This window comes from Pseudomonas sp. AK181, from assembly GCF_051122975.1.
GTDB lineage: Bacteria > Pseudomonadota > Gammaproteobacteria > Pseudomonadales > Pseudomonadaceae > Aquipseudomonas > Aquipseudomonas lactis.
This window is the reverse complement of record NZ_CP146348.1, coordinates 420,891-439,575: the sequence shown is the minus strand read 5'-3', so window position 1 is coordinate 439,575 and position 18,685 is coordinate 420,891. Positions and strand designations below refer to the sequence as shown.

Below are 18,685 nucleotides of genomic sequence, written 5' to 3'. Positions count from 1 at the left end.
CACAGTCTCCTGGCGCAATCTATCGAGGCGCCCGCCCAGTGGTTTTTCCTTGACCCACAACAGCCGCAGAGCCACTCTGACGCCACTTTTATGCGCCCCAATTTGCTAGAGGAAATCCCCCATGAGCGTTCGCGTCGGCATTGTCATGGACCCTATCGCCAGCATTTCCTATAAAAAGGACAGTTCGCTGGCCATGCTCCTGGCCGCCCAGGCCCGCGGCTGGACCTTGTTCTATATGGAGCAGCGCGACCTTTACCAGGGTGACGGCGAGGCCCGCGCACGCATGCGCCCGCTGCAGGTGTTCGCCAACCCCGAGAAGTGGTTCGAGCTTTCTGACGAAGTCGACAGCCCCCTGAGCGACCTCGACGTGATCCTGATGCGCAAGGACCCGCCGTTCGACATGGAATTTGTGTATTCCACCTACCTGCTGGAGCAGGCCGAACGTGCCGGCGTGTTGATCGTCAACAAGCCGCAAAGCCTGCGCGACTGCAATGAAAAGCTGTTCGCCACGCTGTTCCCGCAGTGCACGCCACCGACCGTGGTCAGCCGCCGCGCCGATGTACTGCGTGAATTCGCCGCCAAGCATGGCGACGTAATCCTCAAGCCGCTGGACGGCATGGGCGGCACCTCGATCTTCCGTCACCGTGCCGGCGACCCGAACCTGTCGGTGATCCTCGAAACCCTGACCGCCTTGGGCACCCAGCAGATCATGGGCCAGGCCTACCTGCCGGCGATCAAGGACGGTGACAAGCGCATCCTGATGATTGACGGCGAGCCGGTGGATTACTGCCTGGCGCGTATCCCGGCAGCCGGCGAGACCCGTGGCAACCTGGCCGCCGGTGGTCGCGGTGAAGCGCGGCCGTTGTCGGACAAGGACCGCTGGATCGCCGCTCAAGTCGGCCCGACCCTGCGGGAAAAAGGCCTGCTGTTTGTCGGACTCGACGTAATTGGTGAGAACCTCACTGAAATCAACGTCACCAGCCCGACCTGTATTCGCGAGATCGACAATGCATTTGGCACGAACATCGGCGAAATGCTGATGGCCGCCATTGAGCGCAAGCTAAAAGCCAAGTGACATAGAACAGCCGGACACACACCAACATTGCGTTATCATGCGCCACCTGTGAAACGCGCGATGTTGGTTTTCTTGTCATGACACTCCCGTCCGATCTGCCCCCCGAATTCACCCATAGCGGCGTGCGCCCGGCTGATCGTCTCGGTTTTACCCTGTTCCTCGCTGCGCTGATTCACCTCGCCCTGCTCCTGGGCGTAGGGTTCACCCTGGTGGAACCCAAGCAGATCACCAAGACCCTGGAAATCACCCTCGCCACGTTCAAGAGCGAAAAGAAGCCCGAAAAGGCTGACTTTCTCGCCCAGGACAACCAGCAGGGCAGCGGCACCCTCGACAAGAAAGCCGTGCCCAAGACCACCGAAGTGGCGCCCTTCCACGACAACCAGGTCAAGAAGGTCACCCCGCCGCCGGCACCCAAGCCCGAGGTCAAGCAGGCCGCGCCCAAGGCTGCGGTAGCCACCGTCGCGCCCAAGCCGCAAAAAGCCCCGACCCAGCGCGAAAAGGCCAAGACCGAACCCAAGCCCGAACCGGTGAAACCTGCGCCGACGTTCGACAGTTCGACGCTGTCCGACGAAATTTCCAGCCTGGAAGCCGAACTGGCCCATGAGCAACAGCTGTATGCCAAGCGCCCGCGCATCTACCGCCTGAACGCGGCCTCGACCATGCGCGACAAAGGCGCTTGGTATAAGGACGAGTGGCGCAAGAAGGTCGAACGTATCGGCAACCTCAACTACCCGGACGAGGCACGGCGCCAGCAGATTTATGGCAATTTGCGCTTACTGGTGTCGATCAACCGTGACGGCTCGCTGTATGAAGTGCAGGTGCTGGAGTCCTCCGGCCAGCCGCTGCTTGACCAGGCCGCGCAACGCATCGTGCGCCTGGCCGCGCCTTTCGCGCCGTTCAGCGGCGACTTGAACGACGTCGACCGCCTGGAAATCATCCGCACCTGGCGGTTTGCCAAGGGCGACCGGCTTTCCAGCAACTGATCGCACAGATCGTTCCCACGCTCCGCTGATCGTTCCCACGCTCCGCGTGGGAATGCCGCCATGGACGCTCTGCGTCTGCTCTTGGAGCGCGGAGCGCCCCGGGATGCATTCCCACGCGGAGCGTGGGAACGATCAGCGACGATCAGCGAGCAAGCTCGCTCCTACACTTGTCAGTTCGCCCCTCCAACGCCACACTAGCGGACATGAAAAACGTCAGCCCGACCTACCTCAAGCACCAATTCCTGATCGCCATGCCCCATATGGCCGACCCGAACTTTGCGCAGACCTTGACCTACATCGTCGAGCACACGGCCAATGGTGCCATGGGCTTGGTGGTCAACCGCCCGCAGGAGCTGAACCTGGCCGATATCCTTGAGCAACTGCGCCCGGAAATCGACCCGCCGGCAAGCTGCCAGCACGTGCCGATCTACATCGGCGGGCCAGTGCAGACCGATCGCGGTTTTGTCTTGCACCCCACCGGGCCGAAGTACCAGGCCACGGTAGACCTTGAAGGCGTGTCACTGTCCACATCCCAGGACGTGCTGTTCGCCATCGCCGACGGCGTGGGCCCTGAGCAAAGTGTGATCACCCTGGGCTACGCCGGTTGGGAAGCCGGGCAACTGGAGGCCGAACTGGCCAGCAATGCCTGGCTGACCTGCCCCTTCGACGCTGACATCCTGTTCAACACCGCCAGCGAACTGCGCCTGGAAGCGGCCGCGGCCAAGCTGCGGGTCAACCTCAGCCTGTTGACCAGCCAGGCGGGGCACGCCTGATGACTTTGCGTCTGATCCTCGGTTTTGACTACGGCACCAAACAGATCGGCGTAGCGGTTGGCCAGGTCATCACCGGCCAGGCCCGCGAGCTGTGCACCCTCAAGGCCCAGAACGGCGTGCCGGACTGGAACCAGGTCGAAGCCCTCATCAAAGAGTGGAAGCCTGACGCGGTGGTGGTCGGCCTGCCCCTGAACATGGATGGCACCCCGAGTGACATGTGCCTGCGCGCCGAGAAGTTCGCACGCCGCCTCAATGGCCGCTACAACCTGCCCTTCTATACCCACGACGAACGCCTCACCACCTTTGAAGCCAAGGGTGAGCGCCGTGACCGTGGCGGGCAAAAGGGCAGTTATCGCGACAACCCGGTGGACGCCATTGCCGCCGCCTTGCTGTTGCAGGGCTGGCTGGATGAAAACACCGCTTTATTTGAATCCTGACTGACGCGGCTTGCTGCTATGCCGTTTTTGTAGGAGCGAGCTTGCTCGCGAAGAACTCACAGGCACCGCGCACTTCCAGGTTTTCACGCGTTATCGTTGACGTTTTTCGCGAGCAAGCTCGCTCCTACACACTTAACAAGGAGCCACCATGAGCTTGCCGAACCCTGCCGAACTGATCAGCCAGATGGCGATACGCCTCAAGGCGCACCTGGAACACCGTGCCATCAGCGAACCGCGTTTTATCGGCATACGCACCGGTGGTGTGTGGGTGGCCCAGGCGCTACTCAAAGAACTGGGCAGTGATTCGCCCCTGGGCACCCTGGACGTGTCCTTCTACCGAGACGATTTCAGCCAGAACGGCCTGCATCCGCAGGTGCGCCCTTCAGCCCTGCCCTTCGAGATCGAAGGCCAGCACCTGGTATTGATCGACGACGTGCTGATGAGCGGCCGCACCATCCGCGCCGCCATGAACGAGCTGTTCGACTATGGCCGCCCGGCCAGCGTGACCCTGGTGTGCCTGCTGGACCTGGATGCTGGCGAACTGCCGATCAGCCCGGACGTCGTAGGCGCCACCCTGTCGCTTGCCCCCCAGCAGCGGGTAAAATTGTCCGGTCCCACGCCGCTCGAACTCGAACTGCAAGACCTTGCCCTTTAAACCGCCTTGTAAAGAGTCCCCGCGATGACGCCTCTAGATGCCAAGCGCCCGCTGCAGCTCAATGCTCAGGGCCAGTTGCAACACTTCTTGTCCCTCGACGGTTTGCCCCGCGAACTGCTCACCGAAATCCTCGACACCGCCGACTCGTTCCTTGAAGTCGGTGGCCGGGCAGTGAAGAAAGTCCCGCTGTTGCGCGGTAAAACCATCTGCAATGTGTTCTTCGAGAACTCCACCCGCACCCGCACCACCTTTGAACTGGCAGCCCAGCGGCTGTCGGCCGATGTGATCACGCTGAACGTGTCCACCTCGTCGGCGAGCAAGGGCGAAACCCTGCTCGATACCCTGCGCAACCTGGAAGCCATGGCGGCCGACATGTTCGTGGTACGCCACGGCGACTCCGGCGCTGCGCACTTTATTGCTGAGCATGTGTGCCCGAACGTGGCGATCATCAATGGCGGCGACGGCCGTCACGCGCACCCGACCCAGGGCATGCTCGACATGCTCACCATTCGTCGGCACAAAGGCAGCTTTGAAAACCTCTCGGTGGCCATCGTCGGCGACATCCTGCATTCGCGGGTGGCGCGTTCGAACATGCTGGCCCTCAAGGCCCTGGGTTGCCCGGACATCCGCGTGATCGCGCCCAAGACCTTGTTGCCCATCGGTATCGAACAGTATGGCGTGAAGGTCTACACCGACATGGCCGAGGGCCTCAAGGATGTGGACGTGGTGATCATGCTGCGCCTGCAACGCGAGCGTATGGCTGGGGGCTTGTTGCCCAGCGAAGGTGAGTTCTACCGACTGTTCGGCCTGACCACCGCACGCCTGGCCAAGGCCAAGCCGGATGCCATCGTGATGCACCCGGGGCCGATCAACCGCGGCGTGGAAATTGAGTCGGCGGTGGCCGACGGCCCGCAATCGGTGATTCTCAACCAAGTGACCTACGGCATCGCCGTGCGCATGGCTGTGCTGTCCATGGCCATGAGCGGGCAAACCGCGCAACGTCAATTCGAGCAGGAGCAGGCCCAGTGAAGCTCAGCATTCTCGGCGCCCGAGTCATCGACCCGGCCAGTGGCCTGGACCAAGTTACCGATCTACACCTGGACGCCGGCAAGATCGTCGCCATCGGCGCCGCCCCCGCAGGCTTCAACGCCGGCCAAAGCATCGATGCCAAGGGCCTGGTGGCCGCGCCTGGGCTGGTGGACCTGAATGTCGCCCTGCGCGAGCCGGGCTACAGCCGCAAAGGCAACATCGCCAGTGAAACCCAAGCCGCTGCCGCCGGTGGCGTGACCAGCCTGTGTTGCCCGCCCAATACCAAGCCGGTGCTGGACACTTCCGCTGTGACCGAGCTGATCCTGGACCGCGCCCGCGAAGCCGGCAATTGCAAAGTGTTTCCCATTGGCGCCTTGAGCAAGGGCCTGGACGGCGAGCAACTTGCCGAATTGATCGCCCTGCGTGACGCCGGTTGCGTGGCCTTCGGCAATGGCCTGGAAAGCTTTCGCAGCACGCGCACCTTGTGCCGTGCCCTGGAATACGCGGCCACCTTCGACTTGACGGTGATCTTCCATTCCCAGGACCGCGACCTGGCCGAAGGCGGCCTGGCCCATGAAGGTGCGGTGGCCAGCTTCCTCGGCCTGCCGGGCATTCCGGAAACCGCAGAAACCGTGGCCCTGGCCCGTGATTTGTTGCTGGTGGAACAAAGCGGCGTGCGTGCGCATTTCAGCCAGTTGACCAGCGCCCGGGGCGTGGCCCTGATCGCCCAGGCCCAGGCCCGTGGCTTGCGGGTAACCGCGGATGTCGCCCTGTACCAACTGATCCTGACGGATGAAGCGCTGATCGACTTCTCCAGCCTGTACCACGTACAGCCCCCGCTGCGCACCAAGGCAGACCGTGACGGTTTGCGGGCGGCAGTGAAGTCGGGTGTGGTGTCGGCGATTTCCAGCCACCACCAACCTCACGAGCGAGACGCCAAGCTGGCACCGTTTGGCGCGACCGAGCCGGGCATCAGCAGCGTGGAATTGTTGTTGCCGTTGGCGATGACGCTGGTGGAAGACGGCTTGCTGGACCTGCCAACACTGCTGGCACGCCTGAGCGCCGGCCCGGCCGAAGCCCTGCGCTTGCCGGCGGGTCAGTTGGCGGTGGGCTCACCGGCGGACCTGGTGCTGTTCGACCTGGCAAGCTCGACGGTGGCTGGTGAGCGCTGGTTGTCCAAGGGCGAAAACTGCCCGTTCATCGGCCACAGCCTGCCGGCGACGGTGCGGTATACCTTGATGGATGGGCGGATCAGCTACCAGGCTTGAAGCGATGACGCTCGTTCCCACGCTCTGCGTGGGAACGCATCCTGTGACGCTCTGCGTCACCACTCCAAAGGTGGACGCGGAGCGTCCTGGGCTGCATTCCCACGCGGAGCGGGGGAACGATCAGCGGAGCGGGGGAACGATCAGTGCTCAGCGGCCGCTGTTGCGCTCGGCATTGCGGATCGAGATCTGCGTGTTCAGCGTCCAGAAGTCATACAGCACCCCGACCAGGAACAAACCGCCGGTCAGCAGGTAGATCAGACCAGTGATCCATTTGCCCTGATACATGCGGTGCACGCCAAACACCCCCAGGAACGCCAACAGAATCCACGCCACGTTGTATTCAATCGGCCCAGCGGTAAACCGCAGGTCGGCCTCACGGTCCATGGCCGGGATCAGGAACAAGTCGATCAGCCAGCCAATACCCAGCAAGCCGAAGGTGAAAAACCAGATCGTACCGGTCACGGGCTTGCCGTAATAAAAGCGATGAGCCCCGGTAAAACCGAAAATCCACAGCAGGTAACCAATCGCCTTACTGTGGGTATCGTGCTGCTGACCAACCTGTTGATAGGTGTTCATGAAGGACCTCTTTTGCTTCGATAGATAAATTTTTTCATTTTCTTTGTGACTTTTTTACGGGCGCCCGACGTACGGTAAATGGTATCTTCCTGCCCTCAAAGCCTTGTGCCACCTGCCTTGTGTAGGACAATTGCGGCGAATCGTCGCGTTTTTCCTGAGTTTGACCCCAAGGTTCAGTCGACAAACGGCCTGAGAACAGCACAAAAAGCTGTTATAAAGTTGCGCGCAAACCCATAAGAGCCACGCCTAATGCGACCATTTTTCAAGACATGGCTAACCATTTGCCTATTAATGCCACTGGCCGCCCACGCCACCAATCGTGAGCAACGACTTCCGAACGTTAACGGTTTCACCCCTAAAGTCCATAGCACGCCCAGCACTGCCAAATCGGCAAAGCCAACCGTCAGCCGCCCGACTCAACTGAGCAAGGTCAACGGCAAAGCGCTTTCCACCCAGCTGGCCGTGAACACCAAGCAAAGCAGCAACGTCTTGAGCCGTGCCGTCAACGTGCTCGGTACACCTTATCGTTGGGGCGGCAGCAGCCCAAGTAAAGGGTTCGACTGCAGCGGGCTGGTGAAATATGCATTTAACGATGTAAAAGCAGTGGACCTGCCCCGCACCTCCAACGCCATGGCGGCCGGCCATGGGTTGAAGGTTGACCGCAAGGACCTCAAACCGGGCGACCTGTTGTTCTTCAAGCTCAAGAGCCGCCAGGTCAACCACGTTGCCATCTACCTGGGCAACGACCGCTTTATCCACGCACCGCGCCGTGGCAAGTCGGTGAGCATCGACACGCTGAAAAAACCGTTCTGGAACAAGAACTACGTGATTGCCAAGCGGGTACTGCCTAAAGAGCAGAACAGCAACCTGCGGATCGTGCAGCGCTAAGCCAGGCGCCACTGAAGCTCCCCATTTGAAATGCAATCAAATGTGGGAGCTGGCTTGCCTGCGATGACGGGGGGTCAGTTGGCAGAGAGAGTGCCTGACAGTCCGCTATCGCAGGCAAGCCAGCTCCCACATTGTGTATCTGTGCGTTTTAGATATCTGCCGGCACCCTCGCCTTCTCCCGCGCCTCTTCCCGGCTAATCACTCCCGCGCCCACCAACGCCTTCAAACTCATATCCAGGGTCTTCATCCCCAACGCCCCACCGGTCTGAATAGCCGAAACCATCTGCGCCACTTTGTCTTCGCGGATCAAGTTTCGAATCGCCGGGGTGCCCAGCATGATTTCATGGGCGGCCACGCGCCCGCCGCCCACCTTCTTCACCAGCACCTGGGACACCACCGCCTGCAACGACTCCGACAGCATCGAGCGGACCATCGCCTTCTCCCCGGCCGGGAAGACGTCCACCAGCCTGTCTACCGTCTTTGCCGCCGACGAGGTGTGCAAGGTGCCAAACACCAGGTGCCCGGTCTCTGCCGCCGTCAGCGCAAGGCGGATGGTTTCCAGGTCGCGCAGTTCACCCACCAGGATCACATCCGGATCTTCACGCAGGGCTGAACGCAGGGCTACCGAAAAACTGTGGGTGTCGCGATGCACCTGGCGCTGGTTGACCAGGGCCATTTTCGGCCTGTGGATAAACTCGATGGGGTCTTCCAGCGTGAGGATATGCTGGCGTCGATGCCGGTTCAGGTCGTCGATCATCGCCGCCAGGGTCGTGGATTTGCCGGAGCCGGTGGGCCCGGTCACCAGCACCAGGCCGCGCGGGAGGCGGGCGATACGCTGGAACACCTCGCCCAATCCCAGTGCCTCGAGGCTCTGTACCTCAGCCGGGATAGCCCGAAACACCGCACCCACGCCGCGATCCTGGCGGAACACGTTCGCCCGGAACCGGGCGACGCCTGGCAATTCGAAGGCAAAATCCGTTTCAAGAGATGTTTCGAAATCCTTTTGTTGATGCTTATTCAGCAAAGGGCTCAATAAGTCGACCACCTGGGTAGCGTTCAGCGCCGGCCCATCCAGGGGCCAAACCTCGCCATCAATGCGCAGCATCGGTGCCAGGCCGGCTGACAGATGCAGGTCTGAGGCGCCTCGGCTTACGCTGGCCGTCAGCAATTGCGTGATATCCATAGGGCTTTCCATTTCCAGTAGAATGCCGCGGACTCCATATCCACGGGCGCATCTTGAATGTCGACGATAGCAGACAACATCGGCCTGGTTAGCCAGCGCATCCGCGCCGCAGCCGACGCCGTGCAACGTGACGCAAGCAGCATCCACCTGCTGGCCGTGAGCAAGACCAAACCCGCGCAGGCAGTGCGCGAAGCCTACGCCGCCGGGCTGCGCGACTTTGGTGAAAATTACCTGCAGGAAGCCCTGGGCAAACAGGCGGATTTAACCGACCTGCCCTTGAGTTGGCACTTCATCGGCCCCATTCAATCGAACAAGACTCGCGCCATCGCCGAGCACTTCGCTTGGGTGCATTCCGTGGACCGCCTGAAAATCGCACAACGCCTGTCCGAACAACGCCCGGCCGACCTGCCGCCGCTCAATATCTGCATCCAGGTCAATGTCAGTGGCGAAGCCAGCAAGTCCGGCTGCACACCCGCCGACCTGCCGGCCCTGGCCATGGCGATCAGCGCCCTGCCGCGCTTGAAGCTGCGGGGCTTGATGGCGATTCCCGAGCCGACTGAAGATCGGGCCGAACAGGATGCGGCGTTCGCCACGGTGCGCGACTTGCAAGCCAGCTTGAACCTGGCGCTGGACACACTTTCCATGGGCATGAGCCACGACCTTGAGTCGGCCATTGCCCAAGGCGCCACCTGGGTGCGGATCGGTACCGCCCTGTTTGGCGCCCGCGACTACGGCCAGCCGTGAAATGGCTGACATCCCTCGAAATAAGGACCTGTCATGAGCAACACGCGTATTGCCTTTATCGGCGCCGGTAACATGGCGGCCAGCCTGATCGGTGGCCTGCGGGCCAAGGGCCTGGACGCCGAGCAGATCCGCGCCAGCGACCCGGGCGCCGAGACCCGCGAGCGCGTCAGCGCCGAACACGGCATAAAAACCTTCGCCGATAACGCCGAGGCCATCCACGGCGTCGACGTGATCGTGCTGGCGGTCAAGCCCCAAGCCATGAAGGCCGTGTGCGAGAGCCTGCGCCCGAGCCTGCAACCCCATCAACTGGTGGTGTCGATTGCCGCTGGCATCACCTGCGCCAGCATGACCAACTGGCTCGGTGCCCAGCCTATCGTGCGCTGCATGCCCAACACCCCGGCGCTGCTGCGCCAGGGCGTCAGCGGTTTGTATGCCACTGGCGAAGTCACCGCGCAGCAACGTGACCAGGCCCAGGAACTGCTGTCTGCGGTGGGCATCGCCGTGTGGTTGGAGCAGGAGCAGCAACTGGACGCGGTCACCGCCGTCTCCGGCAGCGGCCCGGCCTACTTCTTCCTGTTGATCGAGGCCATGACAGCCGCCGGCGTCAAGCTGGGCCTGCCCCACGACGTGGCCGAGCAACTGGCGGAACAAACCGCCCTGGGCGCCGCGAAAATGGCGGTCGGCAGTGAAGTGGATGCCGCCGAACTGCGCCGTCGCGTCACCTCGCCAGGCGGCACCACACAAGCGGCTATCGAGTCGTTCCAGGCCGGGGGCTTTGAAGCCCTGGTGGAAACAGCACTGGGTGCCGCCGCACATCGTTCAGCCGAGATGGCTGAGCAACTGGGCAAATAGTCGTCCCTTACCAAGGTAATCAAACATGCTCGGAATCAATGACGCTGCCATTTTCATCATCCAGACCCTGGGCAGCCTGTACCTGCTGATCGTGCTGATGCGCTTTATCCTGCAACTGGTGCGCGCGAACTTCTACAACCCGCTGTGCCAGTTCGTGGTGAAGGCCACCCAACCGCTGCTCAAGCCGCTGCGCCGGGTGATCCCGAGCCTGTTCGGCCTGGACATGTCGTCGTTGGTGCTGGCGCTGTTGCTGCAGATTTTGCTGTTCGTGGTGATCCTGATGCTCAATGGCTACCAGGCCTTCACCGTGCTGCTGTTGCCATGGGGCCTGATCGGGATTTTCTCGCTGTTCCTGAAGATCATTTTCTGGTCGATGATCATCAGCGTGATCCTGTCCTGGGTCGCACCGGGTAGCCGTAGCCCGGGTGCCGAGTTGGTCTATCAGATCACCGAGCCGGTGCTGGCGCCGTTCCGTCGCCTGATCCCCAACCTGGGCGGCCTGGATATTTCGCCGATCTTTGCGTTTATCGCGATTCAACTGCTGCAGAGCTGGGTGATTCCACGCCTGGCCTACTATGCGTTCATGCCAAAAGAGCTGTTTGGCCTGATCTGACCTGTAGGAGCGAGCTTGCTCGCGAAGAACTGATCGTTCCCACGCTCTGCGTGGGAATGCAGCCCGTGACGCTCCGCGTCACCAGGGCAGGACGCAGAGCGTCCAAAGAGGCATTCCCACGCGGAGCGTGGGAACGATCACGCTAACCCCCGACCATTGCTTGCCGCTAGGGTCCCCGCTCTTTAGACTTACGCCTCATTTAAACGAGAGCAGGGTCGATGCCAGCTGCCTTCCCCCCCGATTCTGTTGGACTGGTCGTGCCACAAGTGGCGCATTTCAGCGAACCCCTGGCCCTGGCCTGCGGCCGTTCGTTGCCAGCCTACGACCTGATCTACGAAACCTATGGCCAACTGAACGCCACGGCGAGCAACGCCGTGCTGATCTGCCATGCCTTGTCCGGCCATCATCACGCCGCCGGCTTCCATAGCGTCGACGACCGCAAGCCAGGCTGGTGGGACAGTTGCATCGGCCCTGGCAAGCCCATCGACACCAATAAGTTCTTTGTGGTCAGCCTGAACAACCTCGGCGGCTGCAACGGCTCCACCGGCCCCAGCAGCCTCAACCCGGAGACCGGCAAGCCGTTCGGCGCCGACTTCCCGGTGCTGACGGTAGAGGACTGGGTGCACAGCCAGGCACGCCTCGCCGACCTGCTGGGCATCAACCAGTGGGCCGCCGTGATTGGCGGCAGCCTGGGCGGCATGCAAGCGCTGCAATGGACCATTACTTACCCGGACCGCGTGCGTCATTGCCTGGCCATCGCCTCGGCGCCCAAGTTGTCGGCGCAGAACATCGCCTTCAACGAAGTGGCGCGCCAGGCGATCCTCACCGACCCCGAGTTCCACGGCGGTTCGTTCCAGGAAGCGGGCGTGATCCCCAAGCGCGGCTTGATGCTGGCGCGGATGGTCGGCCACATCACCTACCTGTCCGACGATTCCATGGGCGAGAAATTCGGCCGTGGCCTCAAGAGCGAGAAGCTCAACTACGACTTCCACAGCGTCGAGTTCCAGGTGGAAAGCTACCTGCGTTACCAGGGCGAGGAATTCTCGGGGCGCTTTGACGCCAACACCTACCTGCTGATGACCAAGGCCCTGGACTACTTCGACCCGGCCGCCAACCACGATGACGACCTGGCAAAAACCTTCGAGCACGCCACGGCCAAGTTCTGCGTGATGTCGTTCACCACCGACTGGCGCTTTTCGCCGGCACGCTCCCGTGAGCTGGTGGATGCCCTGATGGCCGCCAAGAAAGACGTCTGCTACCTGGAGATCGATGCACCGCAAGGCCACGACGCCTTCCTGATTCCGATCCCACGCTATCTGCAGGCGTTCAGTAACTACATGAACCGCATTACTTTGTGAGAACGCCATGAGAGCCGACCTGGAAATCATCCAAGACTGGATCCCCGCCGGCAGCCGCGTGCTCGACCTGGGCTGCGGCGACGGCGAACTGCTGAGCTGGCTGCGCGACCACAAGCAAGTCACCGGCTACGGCCTGGAAAACGACCCGGACAACATCGCCCAGTGCGTGGCCAAGGGCATCAACGTGATCGAGCAGGACCTGGACAAGGGCCTGGGCAACTTTGCCAGCAACAGCTTCGATATCGTGGTGATGACCCAGGCCCTGCAAGCGGTGCACTACCCGGACCGCATCCTCGACGAAATGCTGCGCGTGGGCCGCCAATGCATCATCACCTTCCCCAACTTTGGCCACTGGCGCTGCCGCTGGTACCTGGCCACCAAGGGGCGCATGCCGGTCTCCGACTTCCTGCCCTACACCTGGTACAACACGCCGAACATCCACTTTTGCACCTTCGAAGACTTCGAAGCCCTGTGTGGCGAGCGTGAAGCCAAGGTGATCAACCGCCTTGCCGTCGATCAACAGCACCGCCACGGCTGGGCGAGTAAGCTATGGCCCAACCTGTTGGGCGAAATTGGTATTTACCGGGTCAGCAGTCCTGGCCTGACCGACCACAAAGTTGCCGTCTAATCATCTTCAAGAGGGACGTTCATGAGTCGTTTGGCTATTTTTCTATTGACCGCATGCCTGGGCGCCAGCGCCATGGCCGCCGACACTATCGACGCTAATCGCAAGAAAGACTTTGGCGATATCACCGTTCATTACAACACCTTCACTTCAAGCTTCCTGCCACCCGAGACCGCTCAGAAAGTCGGCGTGGTGCGCAGCAAGGAGAAAGGGTTGATCAACGTGACCGTGATCAAGGGCGTAAGCCCGGTGGCCGCGCAAGTCACCGGTACCATCAAGGACCTGGGTGGCAAGAGCGAGATCCTGACGTTCAAGCAGATCGAAGAAAAAAACGGCATCAGCTACCTCGCGCCCTACTCGGTGACCCAGCGGGAATACAAGACGTTTACCATCAACGTTGAAACCGGCGGCAAGGCCCACGGCTTCCAATTCAACCAAGAACTGTTCCCGGCCGAATGATGAACCTTACCCAACTCGTACTCGCCAGCCACAACGCCGGCAAACTCAAAGAACTGCAGGCCATGCTCGGTAAGTCTGTGCACCTGCGTTCGATTGGTGAGTTCAGCCAGGTCGAACCGGAAGAGACCGGCCTGTCGTTCGTCGAGAATGCCATCCTCAAGGCCCGCAATGCCGCACGTATCTCTGGCCTGCCAGCCCTGGCGGATGATTCGGGCCTGGCCGTGGACTTTCTCGGCGGCGCCCCTGGCATCTACTCGGCCCGTTACGCCGACGGCAAGGGCGACGCGGCCAACAACGCCAAGCTGCTCGACGCCCTCAAGGACGTACCGGAGGCCGAGCGTGGTGCGCAGTTCGTCTGCGTGCTGGCACTGGTGCGGCACGCCGATGACCCGTTGCCGATCCTGTGTGAAGGCCTGTGGCACGGGCGCATTCTGCAAGCCGCCAGCGGTGAGCATGGGTTTGGCTATGACCCGCTGTTCTGGGTGCCGGAGCGCAATGTGTCCAGCGCCGAACTGAGCCCGGCCGACAAGAACCAGATCAGCCACCGCGCCCGCGCCATGGCGTTACTGCGCCAGCGCCTGGGTTTGAAATGACCCAGAACACCTCTGCGCAGCCGCTGATCCACGGTGGCGCGCAAACACCCCGGGCGGCCCTGCCCCATCTGCCGCCCCTGGCGCTGTACATCCACATTCCGTGGTGCGTGCGCAAATGCCCGTATTGCGACTTCAATTCCCACACCGCAAGCAAAGTGCTGCCGGAAGAAGAGTATGTGGACGCCTTGCTGGCCGACTTGGACCAAGACCTGCACGCCGTGTATGGCCGCAAGCTGAGCTCGATTTTCTTCGGTGGCGGCACGCCCAGCCTGTTCAGCGCTGCTGCACTTGGCCGCCTGCTCAAGGGCGTTGAAGCGCGCATCCCGTTTGCCGACGATATCGAGATCACCCTGGAAGCCAACCCCGGGACGTTCGAACAAGAGAAGTTCGTGGCGTACCGCAAGCTGGGGATCAATCGCCTGTCCATCGGCATCCAGAGCTTCCAGCAAGAGAAGCTTGAAGCCCTGGGCCGTATCCACAATGGCGATGAAGCCGTGCGCGCCGCCGGTATGGCGCGCCAGGCCGGGTTCGATAACTTCAACCTGGACTTGATGCACGGCTTGCCCAACCAGTCTTTGGAAGACGCCCTGGGCGACCTGCGCCAGGCCATTGCACTCAAGCCCACGCACCTGTCCTGGTACCAACTGACCCTGGAACCCAACACCGTGTTCTGGAACCAGCCACCCGCGCTGCCGGAAGACGACACACTGTGGGATATCCAGGAAGCCGGCCAGGCGCTGCTGGCCGAACACGGTTACGCACAATATGAAGTCTCGGCCTACGCCCAACCGGGGCGGCCGGCGCGGCATAACCTCAATTACTGGAGCTTTGGCGACTTTATCGGCATCGGCGCCGGCGCCCACGGCAAGCTCAGCCACCCGGACGGGCGCATCATCCGCACCTGGAAAACCCGTGCACCGAAGGACTACCTCAACCCGGCCAAAAGCTTCCAGGCCGGCGCGAAAGAACTGACCAACGATGAACTGCCGTTCGAGTTCCTGATGAACGCGCTGCGCCTCACCGACGGGGTTGATGCCAAGCTCTACGCCGAGCGCACCGGCCTCGATCTGGCGAGCCTCGACGAAGGCCGCCGCGACGCAGAACAAAGTGGATTAATGCAGGTCGAACCGTCACGCCTGGCGGCCACCGACCGTGGGCAACTCTTTCTCAATGACCTGTTGCAGAAGTTTTTGAGCTGATAGCTCTTAAGGAAATCGAATGGATCTGGTACTCGACCTGCTCGCCACCGTATCCCGCTGGAGCCGTAGCAACCTGTCGGAAATCTCGTTGGCTCTTGTGGGCTGTTTGCTGGTGCTGTTCGGCGCCGACATCAAGGGCTGGGTCGAAGCGCGCCTGGGCAGCATCGCCGGCGCCTTGCGCGTACCCTTGATGGCCCTGCTGTGCCTGATCGGCAGCGGCGCGGCGTTGATCTATGCCACGCCGTGGATTGTGCGGGGGTTGAGCCAGTTCAATAACTACAGCCTGGCGCCGGTGTTGATCGTGGTGCTGGTGTTGATTGGCGTCGTCGCAGACCGCCGCTGATTTCATCCAGATGAAGGCAAGGACATCTCATGAGCAAAAAGCTTCTGGACGACACTAGCAAATTTCTCAGCTATGTACTGCGCCATGAGCCTCAGGCAATTGGCCTTTCATTGGATTCAGAAGGCTGGGCAGGCATTGCAGAGCTGATTGAGGCGGCCAGCCGCGACGGGCGCAGCCTTAGCCGAGAACTGCTGGAGCAGGTGGTACGCACAAACGAGAAGAAGCGCTTTTCGTTCTCCGAGGACGGTCAACACATCCGCGCCGTGCAGGGTCACTCCAACCAAGGCGTCCAGCTACAACTCGATGAAAGACAACCACCAGCCGTCCTGTACCACGGCACCGCAACGCGCTTCATCGAGTCAATCAGCCAAAAGGGCCTGATTCCCGGGTCACGACATCATGTGCATCTCAGTGAACAGCTTGAGACGGCCAGGGAAGTTGGGCAGCGCTATGGGAAAGTGGTTATTCTGAAGATCAACACTTCGAAGATGCTGGCCCAGGGTTTCAAGTTTTATCAGGCGCAGAATGGGGTTTGGCTGACGAAGCAGGTTCCTGCCCAGTTCCTCGAAGCTATTTAGAGGCCTGACTGCCAAATGCTTTTTCGTAATACTCTTTAAGTGTCATCGGGTCTTTGCAACCCAGCGCGAGCGCCTGATTCAGGTAGGTCAAATTCACGCTGTCGGGCTCACCTTTGTCGTTCATACGAGTCGCCGCCAAGATGTAGTAGGCATCCGCCCGGTACTGATCATAGGTCAGCATCCGCGCGCTGGCGCGTGCTTGCATGTTGCCCAAGGTTCTTTCTTCCTTGATCTCAGCTAGCCGATCACCTTCGAAACAAAGCGAACGATTGGTGTACAGCGGATAATAGTCATGGTTGGGATCAACGTTCAGAAGCATCTGCTTGAGCGCTTCCAGGTACTTTACGTGCCCAGGATCAAGCAGATTTAGACGCATGTACGCCATATCACATTGATAGTAATACCCCACGCCGGCGGCTAACAAACCTTGATCCATTGCCTTGTGCATCGGCTCACACACCTGTTTGCGTTCTTCCTCGGACATGCCGAACCGGCTTTGGATATTGGCCAGCATATAGGTCGCAACAACATGCCCGCCCTCCGAGGCCATTTTCAGATCATCTTGGAACGCAGTCATGACACCCTGAACCTCTTTGAGTTCTTCGGGCAACGTGGCTTTATCCAGCTTGCCACTGGTTTCCAGCTTGACGCTCTCATCGAACATCAGCTTGAGTTGTTCCGCCTTCTTCTGAGCACGCTCAAAGTAGTCGTCACTGGAAGTCACTGGCAAAGAGGATGTGCTGGCCGCGAAGGCTGTCGCAGACAGCAGGCTGAGCAACAGTAGACTGGAAAGGAGGGTTTTCAAGCGCTTGTATTCCTTTACAAGTAAAAAGCGAAGCGGCAGTGGAACCCATCGATTCCACCGCCGTGATTAGCAACGCGAGTTAAGCCAACTTCTCGAACTTCAAATCCCACACCCCATGCCCCAATCGCTCGCCACGGCGTTCGAACTTGGTGATCGGCCGCTCGGCCGGGCGTGGTACGCATTTGCCGTCTTCGGCCAGGTTGCGGTAGCCAGGGGCAACGTTCATCAGTTCCAGCATGTATTCCGCATACGGTTCCCAGTCGGTGGCCATGTGCAGGATGCCGCCCACTTTCAGCTTGCTGCGCACCAGCTCCGCGAAGGAGGCCTGGACGATGCGGCGCTTGTGGTGACGGGCCTTGTGCCATGGGTCGGGGAAGAACAGCATCAGGCGGTCGAGGCTGTTGTCGGCGATGCAGCGGTTGAGCACTTCAATCGCGTCGCAGTCGTAGACCCGCAGGTTTTTCAGGCCTTGGGTCAGCACACCGTTGAGCAGTGCGCCGACACCTGGACGGTGAACTTCTACACCGATGAAATCCTGCTCCGGGGCGGCCGCAGCCATTTCCAGCAGGGAATGGCCCATGCCGAAACCGATTTCCAGAGAGCGCGGGGCTGAACGGCCAAACACCTGGTCGTAGTCCACCGGCGCATCGGCCAGGGGCAACACGAACAGCGGCGTGCCCTGCTCCAGGCCCTTTTGCTGGCCTTCGGTCATGCGACCGGCGCGCATCACAAAACTCTTGATGCGGCGGTGCTTGGACTCGTCGCCCTCTTCCACGGTGTTCGGCGTTTCGTTTGATTCAGTCATCAATAGCTCTTACTTGATCAGACCATCCAGCGGCGAAGAGGCGCTGGCATAGAGTTTTTTCGGCATGCGCCCGGCGAGGTAGGCCAGGCGGCCCGCGACGATGGCGTGGTTCATGGCTTGGGCCATCATGATTGGTTGCTGGGCATGGGCAATGGCCGAGTTCATCAGTACGGCGTCGCAGCCCAGCTCCATGGCGATGGTAGCGTCGGAGGCTGTGCCGACGCCCGCATCCACCAGCACCGGAATCTTGGCTTCTTCGAGGATGATCTGCAGGTTGTACGGATTGCAGATACCCAGGCCGGAACCGATCAGACCGGCCAGCGGCATCACCGCGATGCAGCCGATTTCTGCCAGTTGGCGCGCAATGATCGGGTCATCGCTGGTGTAGACCATCACATCGAAGCCTTCCTTGACCAGGGTTTCGGCGGCCTTGAGGGTTTCGATCACGTTGGGGAACAGGGTTTTCTGGTCGGCCAGCACTTCCAGCTTCACCAGATTGTGGCCGTCGAGCAGCTCACGGGCCAGGCGGCAGGTGCGCACGGCTTCGATGGCGTCGTAGCAGCCAGCAGTGTTGGGCAGGAAGGTGTAACGCTGCGGCGACAGCACTTCGAGCAGGTTCGGCTCGCCCTCGATCTGGCCAAGGTTGGTGCGGCGCACGGCGAAGGTGACGATCTCGGCACCCGAGGCTTCGATGGCCAGGCGGGTTTCTTCCATGTCGCGGTACTTGCCGGTACCGACCAGCAGACGGGACTGGTAGGTACGACCGGCCAGGACGAAAGGCTTGTCGCTACGAACGATGCTCATGGGAAATCCTCTGGTTGGATGAGGTTCTGCAGAATGCGTT

At 61.0% G+C, this 18,685-nt stretch carries 23 protein-coding genes; 18 read left to right on the top strand and 5 right to left on the bottom strand.

Going from position 1 to position 18,685, the window contains the following annotated elements; genetic code table 11:
• Positions 1-121: 121 nt before the first annotated feature.
• The 7 genes from gshB to V8689_RS02050 all read left to right on the top strand — a co-directional run bounded on the left by gshB (position 122) and on the right by V8689_RS02050 (position 6,220).
• A complete protein-coding gene (gshB, locus tag V8689_RS02080; protein WP_056783029.1) occupies positions 122-1,075 on the top strand; it encodes a glutathione synthase in 954 nt (317 codons plus the stop codon).
• A gap of 77 nt (positions 1,076-1,152) precedes the next feature.
• A complete protein-coding gene (locus V8689_RS02075; RefSeq protein ID WP_056783031.1) occupies positions 1,153-2,058 on the top strand; it encodes an energy transducer TonB in 906 nt (301 codons plus the stop codon).
• 203 nt (positions 2,059-2,261) lie between these two features.
• Positions 2,262-2,831, top strand: a complete 570-nt coding sequence (locus V8689_RS02070; RefSeq protein ID WP_032894725.1) for a YqgE/AlgH family protein — start codon at positions 2,262-2,264, stop codon at positions 2,829-2,831.
• Positions 2,831-3,268, top strand: a complete 438-nt coding sequence (gene ruvX, locus V8689_RS02065) for a Holliday junction resolvase RuvX (protein WP_016972946.1) — start codon at positions 2,831-2,833, stop codon at positions 3,266-3,268. The genes V8689_RS02070 and ruvX overlap by 1 nt, the downstream gene beginning before the upstream one ends.
• A 148-nt stretch (positions 3,269-3,416) precedes the next feature.
• Entirely contained in the window at positions 3,417-3,923 is a 507-nt protein-coding gene (pyrR, locus tag V8689_RS02060) for a bifunctional pyr operon transcriptional regulator/uracil phosphoribosyltransferase PyrR (protein WP_056783033.1), read from the top strand.
• A 24-nt stretch (positions 3,924-3,947) separates the two neighbouring features.
• On the top strand, positions 3,948-4,952 hold the full coding sequence (locus V8689_RS02055) for an aspartate carbamoyltransferase catalytic subunit (RefSeq protein WP_014720325.1): 1,005 nt from the start codon (positions 3,948-3,950) through the stop codon (positions 4,950-4,952).
• Positions 4,949-6,220 carry a dihydroorotase gene (locus V8689_RS02050; protein WP_034128939.1) on the top strand — a complete coding sequence of 424 codons (1,272 nt, stop codon included), beginning with the start codon at positions 4,949-4,951 and terminating at the stop codon, positions 6,218-6,220. Before V8689_RS02055 ends, V8689_RS02050 begins: the two co-directional genes overlap by 4 nt.
• A gap of 147 nt (positions 6,221-6,367) precedes the next feature.
• On the opposite strand, the gene V8689_RS02045 is transcribed toward V8689_RS02050, so the two are convergent.
• Complete coding sequence (locus tag V8689_RS02045) at positions 6,368-6,796, bottom strand: NINE protein (RefSeq protein WP_003195076.1); 429 nt, start codon at positions 6,794-6,796, stop codon at positions 6,368-6,370.
• A 249-nt stretch (positions 6,797-7,045) separates the two neighbouring features.
• Here V8689_RS02045 and V8689_RS02040 point away from each other — a divergent pair, with 249 nt between their 5' ends.
• On the top strand, positions 7,046-7,684 hold the full coding sequence (locus V8689_RS02040; protein ID WP_056783034.1) for a C40 family peptidase: 639 nt from the start codon (positions 7,046-7,048) through the stop codon (positions 7,682-7,684).
• A gap of 148 nt (positions 7,685-7,832) precedes the next feature.
• Here V8689_RS02040 and V8689_RS02035 read toward each other — a convergent pair whose 3' ends face one another.
• The gene (locus V8689_RS02035; RefSeq protein WP_056783037.1) at positions 7,833-8,867 is read right to left on the bottom strand and encodes a type IV pilus twitching motility protein PilT; all 1,035 of its coding nucleotides are present in this window, start codon (positions 8,865-8,867) and stop codon (positions 7,833-7,835) included.
• Between the two features lie 57 nt (positions 8,868-8,924).
• On the opposite strand from V8689_RS02035, the gene V8689_RS02030 reads away from it, so the two are divergent.
• From V8689_RS02030 to V8689_RS01985, 10 genes are all read left to right on the top strand, one after another.
• Positions 8,925-9,611 carry a YggS family pyridoxal phosphate-dependent enzyme gene (locus V8689_RS02030; protein WP_056783039.1) on the top strand — a complete coding sequence of 229 codons (687 nt, stop codon included), beginning with the start codon at positions 8,925-8,927 and terminating at the stop codon, positions 9,609-9,611.
• Positions 9,612-9,644: 33 nt separating this feature from the next.
• Complete coding sequence (gene proC / locus V8689_RS02025; protein ID WP_056783041.1) at positions 9,645-10,463, top strand: pyrroline-5-carboxylate reductase; 819 nt, start codon at positions 9,645-9,647, stop codon at positions 10,461-10,463.
• 25 nt (positions 10,464-10,488) lie between these two features.
• Positions 10,489-11,076, top strand: coding sequence for a YggT family protein (locus V8689_RS02020; protein ID WP_056783043.1), 588 nt, complete (start codon positions 10,489-10,491; stop codon positions 11,074-11,076).
• A 218-nt stretch (positions 11,077-11,294) separates the two neighbouring features.
• Positions 11,295-12,434, top strand: a complete 1,140-nt coding sequence (gene metX, locus V8689_RS02015) for a homoserine O-succinyltransferase MetX (RefSeq protein ID WP_056783045.1) — start codon at positions 11,295-11,297, stop codon at positions 12,432-12,434.
• Positions 12,435-12,441: 7 nt separating this feature from the next.
• Positions 12,442-13,062, top strand: coding sequence for a methionine biosynthesis protein MetW (metW, locus tag V8689_RS02010; protein ID WP_003195091.1), 621 nt, complete (start codon positions 12,442-12,444; stop codon positions 13,060-13,062).
• 21 nt (positions 13,063-13,083) lie between these two features.
• Positions 13,084-13,518: a DUF4426 domain-containing protein gene (locus tag V8689_RS02005; protein WP_056783048.1), complete on the top strand. Its 435-nt coding sequence runs from the start codon at positions 13,084-13,086 to the stop codon at positions 13,516-13,518.
• Entirely contained in the window at positions 13,515-14,111 is a 597-nt protein-coding gene (rdgB, locus tag V8689_RS02000; protein ID WP_056783049.1) for an RdgB/HAM1 family non-canonical purine NTP pyrophosphatase, read from the top strand. Before V8689_RS02005 ends, rdgB begins: the two co-directional genes overlap by 4 nt.
• Entirely contained in the window at positions 14,108-15,310 is a 1,203-nt protein-coding gene (gene hemW / locus V8689_RS01995) for a radical SAM family heme chaperone HemW (protein ID WP_056783050.1), read from the top strand. Before rdgB ends, hemW begins: the two co-directional genes overlap by 4 nt.
• 19 nt (positions 15,311-15,329) lie before the next feature.
• Entirely contained in the window at positions 15,330-15,653 is a 324-nt protein-coding gene (locus V8689_RS01990) for a DUF3392 domain-containing protein (protein ID WP_003195099.1), read from the top strand.
• Between the two features lie 29 nt (positions 15,654-15,682).
• Positions 15,683-16,231: an RNA 2'-phosphotransferase gene (locus V8689_RS01985; RefSeq protein WP_056783052.1), complete on the top strand. Its 549-nt coding sequence runs from the start codon at positions 15,683-15,685 to the stop codon at positions 16,229-16,231.
• Here V8689_RS01985 and V8689_RS01980 read toward each other — a convergent pair.
• The 3 genes from V8689_RS01980 to V8689_RS01970 form a co-directional block, all read right to left on the bottom strand.
• Positions 16,224-17,036 carry a hypothetical protein gene (locus V8689_RS01980; protein WP_056783054.1) on the bottom strand — a complete coding sequence of 271 codons (813 nt, stop codon included), beginning with the start codon at positions 17,034-17,036 and terminating at the stop codon, positions 16,224-16,226. The genes V8689_RS01985 and V8689_RS01980 overlap by 8 nt on opposite strands.
• A 79-nt stretch (positions 17,037-17,115) precedes the next feature.
• Positions 17,116-17,841, bottom strand: coding sequence for a tRNA (guanosine(46)-N7)-methyltransferase TrmB (gene trmB / locus V8689_RS01975; RefSeq protein WP_056783056.1), 726 nt, complete (start codon positions 17,839-17,841; stop codon positions 17,116-17,118).
• Between the two features lie 9 nt (positions 17,842-17,850).
• On the bottom strand, positions 17,851-18,645 hold the full coding sequence (locus tag V8689_RS01970; protein ID WP_003195103.1) for a thiazole synthase: 795 nt from the start codon (positions 18,643-18,645) through the stop codon (positions 17,851-17,853).
• Between the last annotated feature and the right edge of the window lie 40 nt (positions 18,646-18,685).